Origin of the sequence: Tistrella bauzanensis, from assembly GCF_014636235.1 — a bacterium.
GTDB classification, from domain to species: Bacteria; Pseudomonadota; Alphaproteobacteria; order Tistrellales; family Tistrellaceae; genus Tistrella; species Tistrella bauzanensis.
This window is the reverse complement of sequence record NZ_BMDZ01000003.1, coordinates 125,229-138,826: the sequence shown is the minus strand read 5'-3', so window position 1 is coordinate 138,826 and position 13,598 is coordinate 125,229. Positions and strand designations below refer to the sequence as shown.

Below are 13,598 nucleotides of genomic sequence, written 5' to 3'. Positions count from 1 at the left end.
ACGGGTTTCACGATGCTCTGAGGTAACCCCATGCGCCTGACCGTCGAGCACCAGACCATCTATACCTATGGCCGGCCCGCCCGCTATGCCATCCAGGCCCTGCGGCTGACCCCGCCCGACATCGATGCCCAGCGCGTGGTGTCGTGGCGGATCGATGTGGAGCCGGCGGCGCACATGGTGGTGATGGTCGACGGCTTCGGCAACCGGGTCCATCAGCTGAGCCTGGATCGCGAGCATAACCGTCTGGCGGTCACGGTTCGCGGTGTGGTCAACACGCGCGACACGGCCGGCATCGTCGGCTCCGACCTGCCCGATCGGCTGTTGCCGGCCGTGTTCCTGCGCGAGACACCGCTCACCACGTGCAGCGGCGCCGTCCAGGCCTTCGCCGATGACATCGCCCCGATCCTGGATGCCGACGGCCCGGTTGCCGCGATGCATGCGGTGATGAAGGAAACCGCCCGCCGGGTGGCCTATGTCAAGGGTGCCACCGATGCACGGACCACCGCGGCACAGGCGCTCGATCATGGCCGCGGCGTCTGCCAGGATCATGCACACGTGTTCATCGCCGTGGTCCGTGCCCTCGGCCTGCCGGCCCGTTATGTCAGCGGTTATCTGTCGCCTTACGAAGATGACAATGCCGCCGGTCCCGGCGGAGAAGCCAGCCATGCCTGGGCGGAAGCCTGGCTGACCGGGCTGGGCTGGGTGGGGTTCGACCCCAGCAACGGCATCAGCCCGACCGGTTCATACATCCGGCTGGCCCACGGCCTCGATTACCTGGATGCAGCACCCGTGCGCGGCATCCGTGTCAGCGGCGACCAGGAACAGCTGGCCGTCCGCGTCCACGTCACAGAACAGGCACAGCAGTGAAGCCGCCGCGGCCGCGGCCCCCCATGAGCCAGCCTTTCGACAGCGCCCCTGTAAGACGGATTCCCAAACCCATGACATACTGCGTCGGATTGAAGATGCGTGCCGGGTTGGTCATGCTGGCTGACACCCGTACGAACGCCGGCGTCGATAATATTTCGACCTATCGCAAAACCACCCTGTGGGGCCGGCCGGGCAAATCGGTGCTCTGCCTGACCGCGGCCGGCAATCTGGCGCTGACCCAGGCGGTGGTGAACCGGCTGCGGCGCGGCCTGGAAGATGGCCGGCACCTGGACGATGCCACCGACATGGTGACTGCCGCCGAAATCGTGGGCGAGTCGATCCGCGCCGTCCATCGCGCCGACGGCCCGGCATTGGAGGCCCATGACACGGCCTTCAACGTCACATTCCTGCTGGGCGGCCAGATGCGCGGCGAGAGCGTGCGGCTGTTCCAGATCTATTCGGCCGGCAATTTCATCGAGGCGATGAGCGATACCCATTATCTTCAGATCGGCGAGCACAAATACGGCAAGCCGATCCTGGACCGGGTCATGGGGCCGGATACGCGTATTCACGATGCGATCAAGCTGGCGATGATTTCGATGGACAGCACATTGCGCAGTAATCTGTCGGTGGGCATGCCGATCGACCTGACGGTGATCCGCGCCGATACCTTCGAATACGATCTGGAGCGACGGATCGACGAAACCGACCCCTATTTTCTGACCATCCGCCAGCGCTGGTCTGAAGCTCTGCGCGCGGCCTATCTGGATCTGCCCGATCCCGAATGGTGACCGAAGTACCCCGATCCGGCCCCTCGTCAACAGAAAGCCCCGGACCTGATAGCCAGATCCGGGGCTTTCCGCGTGTCGGTCATGGCCATCGCCCGCAAGCGACGGCCGGGATCAGCGACGGGTGATGATCCACACGGCATGGATAATACCGGGCAGCCAGCCAAGCAGTGTCAGCAGAATGTTGATCCAGAAATGCTTGGTCAGGCCAACTTCCAGCAACACGCCCAGTGGCGGCAGGATCACCGCCACAATGATTCTGAACAGATCTCCGAGAAAACTGTCCTGACGTCCCTCCATGGATAACCTCCGTACTGATGGCCGTTTCACCTCGGGCGGGTGATCGCGGCCTGATGCCAGGGGCCTCGTGTCATACGAAACCACAGGGCTATATGTAGGAAAGGCGGCGGGCCGCGTCGACCTCACCGCCCGTGATGTTTCTACGACGACGCCGCGGCCGCGGCGTCATCAACCGGGTCAGTCGCCGATATCGATGTCGTCCTTGTCGGTCAGGGCACCGGTCGCACCACCGGCGACACCACCGAGCAACGCACCGCCCAGAACGTCGCCACCGGTCGCCGCACCCACGGCCGCACCGGCGCCGGCGCCGATGCCGGCACCTGTCAGCCCGCGGCGTTCCGGTGAGTTGCCGCACGCGGCCAGGGCAAGCGCTGCGACGCAGACTGTGACCGCGGCGAGGGTCTTGGTCTTGAGCTTCATGGCGGACATGGATCGGTGCTCCTCAAGCTGGGGACCGTCGCCGCGCTTCCTGCCGTTGACGTTCAGGGATGCAAGAGCGGCCGACGCCGTATGGCGCCCGGGGGTGCGACGATCAGAGGCGCGGTTTGGTCCGCGCCATCGACATGCCAACAACATAGGGCGAACAGTCCGGCTTGGCGTGAAGCAAAGATAGGACGCCTGTGAGCATGAAGCCCGATGCCGCAGATGATATAGGTCGATGTCCAGTCATACCATTGACACAGATAATTTGGCTTTTCATGGACACACGACCTAGGATGAACAGCTCACCGGAAACGACGCTTTGACAAAGGATTTGGCGCCCCGATGAAACCTGAAGGCATTTTCTTCGGCGTGGACGATCAGCCGCCACTGGGCACCCGGATCGGCTGCGCGCTCCAGCATGTCAGCCTTCAGGCCGTGGGTCTGGTTTTCCCAATTCTGGTCGTCGCCGCGTCGGACCGCCCCGATCTTCTGGCGACGGTGGTCGCCGTGTCTCTGGCCGCTCTGGGTATCGGATCGATCCTGCAGAGCCTGCGCGGCCGGATGGGCATCGGCTCGGGCTATCTGATCCCCTGCACCTTTACCGCCGCCTATCTGCCGGCCAGCCTCGCCGCCGCAGAACTGGGCGGGTTGGGACTGGTGCTGGGCATGACCATTTTCGCGGGCTGTGTGACCCTGTTGCTGTCGCGCGCCGTGCATCGCCTGCGCGCCTTCCTGCCCAGCGAAATCGCGGGCTTCGTGGTGGTGATGATCGGCATCATTCTTGGCGAACTGGGGGTGGCGCAGCTGTTCGGCGCCCTGCCCTATGACGCCCCGGCGGTCCGGGGGCTGGCGATCGAACACCTGGCCGGGGTCGCGACGCTGTGTATCACGATCGGGCTGAACATCTGGGCCCGTGGCCCGTTCCGGATGTTCTGCGCGCTGATCGGCATCGTGACCGGCTATGCGCTGGTCGCGATCCTGGCGCCCGAGGCTCTGGGCCGCAGCACCGCCATCACCGCCACGCCCTTCTGGCAGTTGAGCTGGCCGGTCGCCGCGCCGCGCTTCGATCTGCTGATGGTGGTGCCGTTCACCATCGGTGCGATCGCCTGCATGCTGCGGGCAACCGGCGACATCATCACCGCCCAGAAGATCAATGCCACCGACTGGGTGCGCCCGAACACCACATCGATCCGGTCGGGTATCGTCGCCGACGGTATCGGAACGATCATTGCCGGCCTGATCGGCACCGTGGGGCTGAATACCTATTCGGCATCGATCGGGGTGTCGCGCGCGACCGGCGTCACCGCCCGCAGCGTCGGCACGGCCACCGGCATCACGCTGATCATTCTGGCGCTGGTGCCCGGCGTGCCGCAGCTGATTGCGGCCATGCCGGCACCCGTGATGGGCGGCGCACTGATCTTCGCCTCGGCCTTCATCATCCTCAGCGGCATCCAGATCATCACCCAGCGCATGCTCGACAGCCGGCGGATCATCACCCTGGGCATCGGGCTGGTCATGGCGCTGGCCCATGATATCCATCCGCACATCTTCGACGACGTCCCCGCCGTCGTGCAGCCCCTGCTGTCGTCATCGCTGGTGGTGGGCGTGCTGACGGTGCTGGCACTGAACGCGCTGTTCCGCATCGGCGTCCGCCGCAGCGCCGTTCTGGACATCACCACGACGCCACCGGCCAGCACGACCGCGGCCGGTGCGCCCGGTTCTGGCACCGCCATCGACATGGCCGACCGCCTGCAGACGTTCATGGAACAACAGGGCGGCAGCTGGGGCGCCCGGCGCGACGTGGTGCACCGTGCCACCTCGGCATTGATGGAAACACTGGAACTGATGCCCGAGCTGACCCATGGCGCCGGCCCGGACAAGGCGCCCGCACGATTGCGGCTCAGCTTCGACGAGTTCAACCTGGATGCGGTTCTGTCATGGCAGGGGCGACCGTTCACGGCGGCGTCCGGCATCGATCCGCTCAGCGCCGCCGAAGCCGGCGATCACGCGGCGCTGGCCCGCGCGCTGATCCAGCGCTATGCCGACAAGCTGACCATCACAGAAGACAATGGCTGGCAGGTTCTGAGCCTGCACTTCGCCCATTGACGAGAACGCCCCGGGCCGGCAACCCGGCCTGGGGCGCAATACGCTGCATTCCGGATGATAAAGGAACCCCGATCAGTCGGCGGTGATGCGATACCCGACGCCAGGCTCGGTCCGGATCAGGTCGAGTTCGCCGGTGCCACGGTCGAGCTTGCGGCGCAGGCGGCTGATCAGCGTGACCACTGTGCGGTCGCTGACGGCATCGGCACGCTTCGACACCACTTCCAGAAGATATTCCCGCGTCACCGCCCGGCCGCCCGCCTGAACGATGGCCGCCAGCAGATCGAATTCACCACGGGTCAGGCGCACGACCTCTCCCGACGGATCGCTGATTTCCCGCCGGGTCAGATCGATGGTCCAGCCACGGACATGGCGGACATCGGCACCGATCGATTCCGGCATCATCCGGCGGCGGCGCTGGACCGCCCGCACCCGTGCGGCAAGTTCCCGCAAGCTGAAGGGTCGCACCAGGAAGTCGTCAGCACCCATGTCGAGCGCGATCACCCGCTCGACCTCGTCGTCACGCTTGCTGACCAAGACCAGGGCCGGCTGTCCCTGCGACAAGATGCGCCGCCCGAGAGCAAGCCCGTCGACCGTGCGGCCATCGCAGTCGAGCACCACCAGATCGACCGGCCGTTCGACAAGCAGGTCGACGGAACCCCCAGTGGCAATCAAGGCCGTCGTAATGAAACCGGAGGTTTTGAGATGGTCCGATATCCTGCGGGCTTCGCCAATGTCTTCCGACAAGACGGCAACACGGTCTCTGGGTTCAGGCGGCATTGCCACCCCATTCTGCCGCAGAGCCACGCCTCTGCCCCCGATCCACTCCGGACGGCGGTTAACTCCGCCGGCCCTACCCTTGGAATGCTTGTTACATCGCCTTATATACCGATTGCCAACTGGTTGCATCCTGAAAAGGTGGTGCTCTGTTCAGGGTATTGCCTTCGTCGGCTGGAGCGGCAGCGCCACCCCGCGGCAATCATACGAGACGCTTTGTCACAGGCCGGTCCGGCTTGCATTCCGCCCCCCCTGCGTAAATATATCGGATGCCTCATAAACGACCATTGACCGCAGCCGTGCCGGCAATTACCAAACACCCGGCGGATGTCGTTGAATGGCTGTGCGAGTGGGCCATTCCGCACGCTGAGGGCCCATGGCGACGAGATGATGAGCGATAAGGGTACAGCTTCAAACCAACGGGTGACTGACGAATTGCGCAAGCGTATCGGCGAGATCATCGACCATGCGTGGCGGGATGCGGATTTCCGTGCCTTGTGCCAGGCCGATCCGCGCCGTGCCCTTGCAGCCCACGGAGTTGAGGTGCCGGAGAATCTGACTCTGGTGGTGGTGGAAAACACCCCCGATCAGGTTCACCTCGTCATCCCGCCCGCGGCGCAGGCAGCGCATGACGACGGCGCGCTGGCGGATGACGCGTTGGAACAGGTGGCGGGCGGTACCGGCGGACAGCCCGCCGTCAGCGATAACGGCCTGCTGATCCTGGGCTCTTCCGGCCTGACTCTTGGCCCATCGACCCTTGGCCCATCGGGAGGACGTTGAACCAATGGCTGATGTCACCCAGCGTCTCGCCGACCTGCTGCGCCAGGCCGCATCCGATGCCGACCTGCGCGCGCGGCTGCGTCACGACCCGCTGGCGGCCCTTGCCGATGCCGGGCTGGACGTTCCAGAGGGATGCGAGGTGACCGTGCTGGAAGACCGGGCCGAGTTGATGCATCTGGTGCTGCCGTCGCCGCTGATGGCCTATGATGATATCGATGAGGGCAATGCCGGCGAGGATATCGTGACCGTGGGCAAGGCCGCCTTCGCATCGGGGCTGTTTCCGCGCGCCGATCCGGTCAGATGACCCGCGCGCAGATGCTGATGGCCCTGGCGCTGACGGCCGCCGGTGCCGGTGGTGCCAGGGCGCAGGAGGAATATGGATCCACCCGCGACGCCGAGGCACGCGCCGCCCGCGCGGCTGCGGCCGAGGATGGCGTGGCGGTGGCCGCCATGGGCGCCACTTTCTGCGACGTCTATCCCGATATCCGGGGCGGCGGCCTGCCCGGCCCTGAACCGCGCATGCGGCTGGAACCGCTGCTGACGCTCGCCTTCGACGGCGCGCTGGACGCGGCCGGCCATCTGCGTGACCGGGCGATCAGGCATGCCCCTGGTGACAAACCGCCTTTCGTGGATGGCGATCTGTTCTCAAGCCTGTTCGAAGGCGCCACCGACTGTCAGGCGGGTGCCGTAACGCTGGGTCGGCACACGGCCGGCGTGGTCCTGCATTATCGCTATGCCCAGGGCACCACACAGACCGGCTGGACCGATCGTCTGACCCTGCTGCGCACCGACGACGGCTGGCGGATCGATGACGTGGTCTATGGCGGCACCTGGGATTTCGCCAGCCGCGGCAGCCTGCGGAGCGCGATCGAGGCCGCCGCCGCCGAGGATGCCGGCCTGACGCCGCCTGACTGACGCCGCCTGACTGACGCCGCCCGCCTGAGGCCACCCACCTGACCGCCGGATCGGCGCCACACGGCCATGCGGCCGGGCGTCAGAGCAACTGCCGGCGGGCAAGGGCAGCGAACTCGCCATCCATGTCCATCAGGCTGCGATAGTCGCCCTGTTCGATCAGCCGGCCGTTCTTCATCACATGGATGCGGTGGGCATCCTGGATGGTCGACAGCCGGTGAGCGACGACGATCCGGGTCATGTTCAGCTTCGAAATGCTCTCGTTGACGATCGCCTGGGTGCGGTTGTCGAGCGCGCTGGTCGCCTCGTCCAGGATCAGGATCCGCGGGCGGTGGACCAGGGCGCGGGCGATCATCAGCCGCTGACGCTGACCGCCCGACAAGGCGCTGCCGCCTTCGGACAGCATGGTGTGCATGCCCATCGGCAGTGCGCGGATATCGTCTTCCAGGCCGGCGAGCCGTGCCGCGGCCCAGGCGTCGTCATGGGTCAGCGGCCACGATCCCACGATATTGTCGAAGATGCTGCCGGCCATCAGCCGGCCGTTCTGCAACACCACACCGAACTGCCGGCGCACGGCGGTCAGGTCCAGCCCCGCCAGGTCCATGCCGTCGAAATAGACGCCGCCCGCCTGCGGCTGTTCGAACCCCAGCAGCAGGCGCAGCAGGGTCGATTTGCCCGATCCGCTTTCCCCCACAAAGGCGACATAGCCGCCGGCCTCGATGGTCAGCGACAGGTCCGACAGCACCGGCGGCGCGTCCGGGTCGTAATGAAAGGTCAGGCGGGAAAACTCGATTCGGCCGGTGATGTCGCCGGGATCGGCCCGATCGGGGGTCACTTCCGGCTCTTCCTGAAGCAGAGGCGCCACCCGTTCATACAGCGGCACCACGGCCAGCAGCACGCCCGCCGTGGTGATCAGCGAGGCCAGGGCGGTCGAGAACTGTGCGAAGGCGGCCGTGAAGGCCATGAAATCGCCGATGCCAAAGGCGTCCGCGCCCGGCCCGCCCACCAGCAGCACCGCCACACCCATATAGATGACCAGCATCGCCGCCACGGGGAAGAATTCGGCCAGCGATGCCTGAAGCGCGCTGTTCAGCCGCACCCGATAGGTCAGTCGCTTCTTTTCGGCGAAGGCGCCGGCCCAGCGGCTGAAAGCGCGTGGCTCGCTGGCCGAGATCCGGATCTTGGACAGGCCGGTGAGCAACTGGAAGACCAGCCCCTCGATCCGCCCGCCCAGGCTCATCAGCGCGCGTTGATCGGGCAACTGGCGGCGCAGCAGCAGCGCGGTCACCAGCACCTGCACCAGCACCACCCCCAATGCGACGATGGCGAGTTTCCAGCTGTACCAGAACAGCAGCGCCAGACTGGCCACCGAAAACACCGCATCCAGCCCGACCTGCAGGGCCGAACCGGTGAGCAATTCGCGGATCGCCGACACGCTGTTGGCGCGGTCGGCCAGATCGCCGCCGCTATACCGCCGGAAAAACGGCGCCGGCAGGGCCAGAAGCCGGTCCCAGACCGCCGACTGCACCGCACTGTCCATATTGGCCTGGATCCGCAACAAGGCGATGCCGCGGACCAGCGCGAAAGTGAGGATGCCAAGCGCGCCGCCAAGCAATGCCAGCACCACCCAGAGATGGGTGACGACATCGGCGCGCGGAATGACGGTCGAGAACAAGGCCCCGCTGGCGATCGGGGTCAACAGCCCGATCAGCCCGGCCAACAGGCCGGTGGTCACCACCGTCGACACATCGTCCTCCAGCCCCTTCAGGCCGAAGCGCCAGACCTCGGATACAGACATCCGCCGGGCAGGGAACGGCCGATAGAGCATCCAGCCCTCGCCCGTCAGCCCGTCGGCGATCGCGGCCGTGACCAGCCGGCCGGTGCTGCCCGGCGGGTCTTGTGCCGGGTCGACCAGCCGCCAGCGCCGCCGGCCATCGGGCAGCACAGCCACCGGCCGGCCCTGCTCATGACCCCGCCCGATCTGTTCGTCGGTGCCCGGTTCGCCGACGAAGGCAACGAACGCGGCGCCAGGCGCCTGCCACCATGCGCCCGACAGGGTGATGCGGCGGCAGCGCAGCCGCAGGCTCTGCGCCACGTCGATCACCCTCTGGCCGCGCGGCCGTGCGCCCCGGGTGGTGGGATCGATGCCGGTCGCGCGTGCCACCAGATCAACCGCCATCACCAGCGGCGTCGCCCCGTCTTCGGCCGCGCCGAATGCCGGTGCCCCCGGCGGATCGAGCAGGCGGCCGATGCGGCCGAGCGCGCCCTCGAAACGCCGCCGGCTGGCGTCGCGTCGGGCTTCCAGCCGGCCGCTGCCGCTATCGGCCACCCGCGACAGCCGCAGGGCCAGGGCGATCAGCACCATCCGGTGAAACTGCGCGAGGCCTTCCCAGGCCGATCCCCGGAAGACCGCGGTGGGTGTGTAGGCCGGCGACAGGATCACCTGCTCGACCGTCTCCACCCACAACTGGCGGGCGATCGGTACCGGCGGATCGTTGCGGCCGAACTCCAGCGCCGGCAGGCCCATCAGCCGCAATCGGCCGCTATTGCTCTGCACCCAGATCACGTCTTCGGGCTGGGGCCCCAGAATCCGGCCTTCCGGGACATCCTGGCCGGGCTCGGCCTCCAGCAGGTCGGCGGCCCGGGCACCGGCGCCGGGCAGCGCCACCTCGGCCATATGGGCGATCCACCGGTCCAGCCAGTCGACCACGATCAGATCCAGATCGCCATCCTCAAGATCGGCACGCCGCGCCTCGAACAGTTCGGTGCCCATCACCGCCACCGCCCGCAGGGTCAGCTCGGCGCCCTCATCGGTCGCGACCAGCGCGCCTCCGGCCGGCACCCGTCCCGGCGAGAACACCAGTTCGCCCGCCGGCACCCGGCAGACATGCTGGCCGACGCCGATCACCTCGCCGTCGCGCACCGGCACGGCATACAGGTCGACCGCGCCTTCCAGCACCAGCCAGATCAGATCGGGCCGGTCGAGCAGGAACGGGTTGTGATAGCCGACCTGGCGCCGCACGCCGCTGATCTTGGCCAGCAGTTCGGCCTTGGCCTCGACCAGTGCCGGATCGATCGGCGGCAGGTCGTCGGCATCGGTCATGGCGACCGGCGGGCTCATGCGTCCACCGCCGTCTGTTCCGACCGGATCAGCCGGGCATAGGGGCCGTCGTCGCGGATCATGTCTTCGTGCCGGCCGCGCTGAACGATGCGGCCACGCTCCAGCACGATGATCTCGTCACAGTCGCGAATGGTCGACAGACGATGGGCGACGATCAGGCAGGTGCAGCCCCGATGACGCAGATGCTCGTCGATCTGCTTCTCGATCTGGGTATCCAGCGCGCTGGTGGCTTCATCCAGGATCAGCACCGCCGGATCGTTGACCAGGGCGCGGGCGATCTCCAGCCGCTGACGCTGGCCGCCGCTGAAATTCACCCCGTTCTCGGCGACCGGGCTGTCATAGCGGCCGGGACGCGCCTCGATCAGATCGAGCAGGGCGGCGTCGCGCAGCGCCCGGGTCACCGCCGCCTCGTCGATGGTATCGTCCCACATGGTGACGTTCTCGCGCACGCTGCCTTCGAACAGGAAGATATCCTGATCCACCGAGGCGATCGAGCCGGCAAAATAGGCATGGGGCAGAGCTTCGGCCGGCACGCCATCGAACAGCACCCGGCCGCTCCAGGGGCGATACAGACCGCAGACAATCCGGGCCACTGTCGATTTGCCGCTGCCCGATCCGCCGACCAGGGCCACACGCTGGCCGGGACGGATGGTCAGCGAGATGTCGTTCAGCAAGGGCGCCTCCGACCGGTTATAGCCGAAGGTCAGGTTCTCGATCCGCACCTCGCCGCGCAGCCGCCGCGGCAGCGGCCGGCCATCGGGACGGTCGATCGCGAGCACGCTGTCGGTGCTGGCAAGCGAGGGATCGACATCATAGCGCAGCACGTCGTCGATCCGCGCCACCTGGCCCTTGACGCCATGCAGCTCGCCGCCGAACTGCATCAGACCTGCGACCGGTGCTGAGAAACTGGCCATAAGGGTCTGGAATGCAACCAGACCACCCACCGTGATCGCGCCCGACATCACCTCCAACCCGCCAATGCCTAGAACGACCGCGGCACTCAATGCCGCCATGAAGGCGGGCACCGCATTGACCCAGGCGGTGATCCGGCCGACCTGCTGAAGGGCGTTCAGATAGCGGGCATGCACGCCGGCCCAGCGGGCGAAGAAGTCGCTTTCACCGCCGCTGGCCTTCAGGGTCTCGACCATCTGAATGCCGCTCATCGAGGTGGCCGCAAGCGCCCCCTGCTCTCGCGCCAACCGGCGGCCGCCATCCTCCCGCGCGCGCTGGGCCAGTTTCAGCACCACAGCATTGGTCGCCGCCAGACCGATGCCGACGGCACCCAGCAGGGGCGAGTAGCTGAGCATCACCAGGCCATAGAAGCCCATGGTGATCAGACCCACCGCATTGACCGCCAACTGCCCCGACAGGATCTGCGCGATCCGATCGCCTGCGTCCACCCGCATGGCGACATCGCCATGATAACGTTGCGAGAAGAACGCCGCCGGCAGGCGAAGAACATGCCATAACAGCTTGGCGGAGCCCGCGATTGCAAGCTTCAACTCCAGCCGCGCCAGATAGCGCATCTGCGCCCAGGTCAGCGCGGCGCGGACCAGTGCCGTGATCCCCATGCCGATCAGCAGCGGTTTCAGCCAGTCCTGTTCATGGCCGATCAGCACCCCGTCGACGAACAGCTTCGAGAACACCGGCAGCGCCAGACCGGGCAATACCAGCATCAGGGTGATCAGCAGCACCAGCGTCAGCGCCGGGCCGCTGCCCCGCAACCGTTCGGAAAACGCCGCCCACAGCCCCGGCGGCCGGCCGGCGCGCTTGAAGGCGGGGGTCGGCTTGAACACCAGACAGACGCCGGTGAAGCCCAGATCGAACTCCTCGATCGTCATCCGCCGCGGCCCCATGGCCGGATCGTTGATCCACACCCGGTCGGCCTTGGGATCGATGCCCTCCAGCACCACGAAATGATTGAAGTTCCAGAAGATGATCATCGGGAACGGCAGCGTGGTCACCGTCTCGGGTTCACGCCGGAAGCCCTTGGCTTCAAAGCCATATCGCCGGGCGGCCCTCAGCAGGTTGGCAGCCTTCGATCCATCGCGCGACACGCCGCATTCGCCGCGCAGCACTTCCAGCGGCAGCCACAATCCATGATGGGCCATCACCATCGCCAGTGCCGCCGCCCCGCATTCCGTGGCTTCCATCTGCAGGACGGTGGGCACACGGAACCGGCGTCCGCCCTTGGGAGCATTGGGCCGGATCAGGGGGTCGGTGACGGGCTGGGCGGCGGGGCCGGGTCCGGCGGTGGTGGTCAAAGCCCGGTCCATTCCTTGAGCAGCGGCACGACCATGTCGATCGGCCGGCTGGTCGAAGTTTCGACCTCGACGGTGGCAAGCGTGCCGCCGGACAGAACCAGATCAGCGCCCTTCGACGAGGTCCAACGATAGCCGGACAGCGCATCCGGATCGCGGTCCAGCCGGATCCGGGCCAGGAAGGGCGGTCCGGCGGTGACGAAGCTCTGTGCCAGCGACGGGTTGTCGACCACGGCACGGATGCCCTCCATCGATACCGGAAAATCGGAAATCGACACCACCTCGCCCTTCAGCGATCCGAAAGCCTCACGCGGGGCCGAAGACGGGTTGATCTGGGCCGGCATGCCCGGTTTCACCGATTTACCGTCCCGCGGGGCCACGAACAGCACTACTTCAAGGCTGTCGCCGCCGGTCTGAAGGGCCAGAATCGACTGGCCGGCGGTGACCCGCGCACCGGCAAGCTGCTTCAATTCGGTCACCCGCCCGGTTTCCGGCGCCAGCACCACGCCACCCCGGCTCGCCCGTGCCTGAAGTTCGCCGACACGGCGCCGGGCCTCGGCGATCTGGCCTTGCAACTCGTTGCGGCGGCGTTCGCCATCCAGCTGCGCATCCAGTTCCCGCGCCCGCAGATCGGCAGCGCCGGTCTCGATCTCGGCCAGATCCTGGCGGGCTGCGGCCACGTCGTCGCGCGCACGCGCCAGCGCGTCACGCGACGCCACGCTCTGCGGCGGCAGGGCCTCAAGATCAGCTAGCCGCTGTTCCTGATAGGTCAGACGAACCCGTGCCGCCGCGAGCCGGGTGCGCAGCGCCTCGGTTCGGGCGGCCATCGCCGCCTGCCGCAGCTCTGCCTCGCGCGCCAGATCGGCCGTCAGGCCGATGAGCGCCGCTTCACGCTCGGCCACCACCGCCTGCTGGTTCTGAAGCTGCAACGCCAGATCGGGATTGGCGATCCGGGCCACGGGCTGGCCCGCGGTCACCGCCCCGCCGATATCGACCAGCACCTCGGACAACACACCGTCGCCCTGCGCCACCGCATCCAGCAGCCGGCCACCTTCCGCGATCAGCAGGCCCTGGCCGGCGGTGCGGTTGGGGATCTGGCCCACCACCGACCAGACGACCACGCCGCACAGTGCCAGAGCCACGAACGCCGTCGCGGCCCAGCCGCGCGGCGTGGCGACCGTCAAGGCCTGATCAAGCTGTTCCGGGGACGACAGTCGCTCAAGCGCCGCCTTTCGGAAGATACCGCTGGCACTCATCTGATACGGA

The 13,598-nt window shown here is 67.0% G+C and carries 12 protein-coding genes; 6 read left to right on the top strand and 6 right to left on the bottom strand.

Translation table 11 applies throughout. The features are described from left to right. The first annotated feature begins 30 nt into the window (after window positions 1-30). Window positions 31-867 (top strand): transglutaminase family protein, encoded by an 837-nt coding sequence (locus IEW15_RS02750; protein ID WP_188574643.1) that lies wholly within the window; start codon window positions 31-33, stop codon window positions 865-867. Window positions 868-938: 71 nt separating this feature from the next. Next, on the top strand, window positions 939-1,658 hold the full coding sequence (locus IEW15_RS02745) for a peptidase (protein WP_188574640.1): 720 nt from the start codon (window positions 939-941) through the stop codon (window positions 1,656-1,658). A 111-nt stretch (window positions 1,659-1,769) separates the two neighbouring features. Here the strand turns inward: IEW15_RS02745 and IEW15_RS02740 are convergent, their stop codons facing one another. Together IEW15_RS02740 and IEW15_RS02735 are read right to left on the bottom strand one after the other, a co-directional pair. Further along, complete coding sequence (locus tag IEW15_RS02740; RefSeq protein ID WP_188574638.1) at window positions 1,770-1,955, bottom strand: YqaE/Pmp3 family membrane protein; 186 nt, start codon at window positions 1,953-1,955, stop codon at window positions 1,770-1,772. 177 nt (window positions 1,956-2,132) lie between these two features. Next, the gene (locus IEW15_RS02735; protein WP_188574636.1) at window positions 2,133-2,384 is read right to left on the bottom strand and encodes a hypothetical protein; all 252 of its coding nucleotides are present in this window, start codon (window positions 2,382-2,384) and stop codon (window positions 2,133-2,135) included. 336 nt (window positions 2,385-2,720) lie between these two features. Here IEW15_RS02735 and IEW15_RS02730 point away from each other — a divergent pair, with 336 nt between their 5' ends. Continuing rightward, window positions 2,721-4,484 (top strand): uracil-xanthine permease family protein, encoded by a 1,764-nt coding sequence (locus IEW15_RS02730; RefSeq protein WP_188574634.1) that lies wholly within the window; start codon window positions 2,721-2,723, stop codon window positions 4,482-4,484. Between the two features lie 72 nt (window positions 4,485-4,556). On the opposite strand, the gene IEW15_RS02725 is transcribed toward IEW15_RS02730, so the two are convergent. After that, entirely contained in the window at window positions 4,557-5,261 is a 705-nt protein-coding gene (locus IEW15_RS02725; RefSeq protein ID WP_268237130.1) for a response regulator transcription factor, read from the bottom strand. Between the two features lie 384 nt (window positions 5,262-5,645). Between IEW15_RS02725 and IEW15_RS02720 the strand changes: the two genes are divergently transcribed. Genes IEW15_RS02720 through IEW15_RS02710 form a run of 3 tightly spaced genes read left to right on the top strand, consistent with a single transcriptional unit; the run spans window position 5,646 to window position 6,953 of the window. Continuing rightward, window positions 5,646-6,038 (top strand): NHLP leader peptide family RiPP precursor, encoded by a 393-nt coding sequence (locus tag IEW15_RS02720; protein WP_229707765.1) that lies wholly within the window; start codon window positions 5,646-5,648, stop codon window positions 6,036-6,038. 4 nt (window positions 6,039-6,042) lie between these two features. Further along, window positions 6,043-6,342, top strand: coding sequence for a hypothetical protein (locus IEW15_RS02715; protein ID WP_188574630.1), 300 nt, complete (start codon window positions 6,043-6,045; stop codon window positions 6,340-6,342). Then, window positions 6,339-6,953: a hypothetical protein gene (locus tag IEW15_RS02710; RefSeq protein ID WP_188574627.1), complete on the top strand. Its 615-nt coding sequence runs from the start codon at window positions 6,339-6,341 to the stop codon at window positions 6,951-6,953. The genes IEW15_RS02715 and IEW15_RS02710 overlap by 4 nt, the downstream gene beginning before the upstream one ends. A gap of 79 nt (window positions 6,954-7,032) precedes the next feature. Here the strand turns inward: IEW15_RS02710 and IEW15_RS02705 are convergent, their stop codons facing one another. The 3 genes from IEW15_RS02705 to IEW15_RS02695 are packed head-to-tail and all read right to left on the bottom strand — an operon-like array spanning window position 7,033 to window position 13,588. Further along, a complete protein-coding gene (locus IEW15_RS02705; RefSeq protein ID WP_229707764.1) occupies window positions 7,033-10,071 on the bottom strand; it encodes an NHLP bacteriocin export ABC transporter permease/ATPase subunit in 3,039 nt (1,012 codons plus the stop codon). Then, window positions 10,068-12,335, bottom strand: coding sequence for an NHLP family bacteriocin export ABC transporter peptidase/permease/ATPase subunit (locus IEW15_RS02700; RefSeq protein WP_229707763.1), 2,268 nt, complete (start codon window positions 12,333-12,335; stop codon window positions 10,068-10,070). The genes IEW15_RS02705 and IEW15_RS02700 overlap by 4 nt, the downstream gene beginning before the upstream one ends. After that, window positions 12,332-13,588, bottom strand: coding sequence for an NHLP bacteriocin system secretion protein (locus tag IEW15_RS02695; protein ID WP_188574623.1), 1,257 nt, complete (start codon window positions 13,586-13,588; stop codon window positions 12,332-12,334). Before IEW15_RS02695 ends, IEW15_RS02700 begins: the two co-directional genes overlap by 4 nt. Window positions 13,589-13,598 lie beyond the last annotated feature (10 nt).

Bases quoted from the DNA above. Each gene is read 5' to 3' on its own strand.
- IEW15_RS02730 (WP_188574634.1), top strand. From the start codon at position 2,721: ATGAAACCTGAAGGCATTTTCTTCGGCGTGGACGATCAGCCGCCACTG.
- IEW15_RS02715 (WP_188574630.1), top strand. From the start codon at position 6,043: ATGGCTGATGTCACCCAGCGTCTCGCCGACCTGCTGCGCCAGGCCGCA.
- IEW15_RS02735 (WP_188574636.1), bottom strand. From the start codon at position 2,384: ATGTCCGCCATGAAGCTCAAGACCAAGACCCTCGCCGCGGTCACAGTC.
- IEW15_RS02725 (WP_268237130.1), bottom strand. From the start codon at position 5,261: ATGCCGCCTGAACCCAGAGACCGTGTTGCCGTCTTGTCGGAAGACATT.
- IEW15_RS02745 (WP_188574640.1), top strand. From the start codon at position 939: ATGACATACTGCGTCGGATTGAAGATGCGTGCCGGGTTGGTCATGCTG.
- IEW15_RS02720 (WP_229707765.1), top strand. From the start codon at position 5,646: ATGATGAGCGATAAGGGTACAGCTTCAAACCAACGGGTGACTGACGAA.
- IEW15_RS02710 (WP_188574627.1), top strand. From the start codon at position 6,339: ATGACCCGCGCGCAGATGCTGATGGCCCTGGCGCTGACGGCCGCCGGT.
- IEW15_RS02695 (WP_188574623.1), bottom strand. From the start codon at position 13,588: ATGAGTGCCAGCGGTATCTTCCGAAAGGCGGCGCTTGAGCGACTGTCG.
- IEW15_RS02750 (WP_188574643.1), top strand. From the start codon at position 31: ATGCGCCTGACCGTCGAGCACCAGACCATCTATACCTATGGCCGGCCC.
- IEW15_RS02705 (WP_229707764.1), bottom strand. From the start codon at position 10,071: ATGAGCCCGCCGGTCGCCATGACCGATGCCGACGACCTGCCGCCGATC.
- IEW15_RS02740 (WP_188574638.1), bottom strand. From the start codon at position 1,955: ATGGAGGGACGTCAGGACAGTTTTCTCGGAGATCTGTTCAGAATCATT.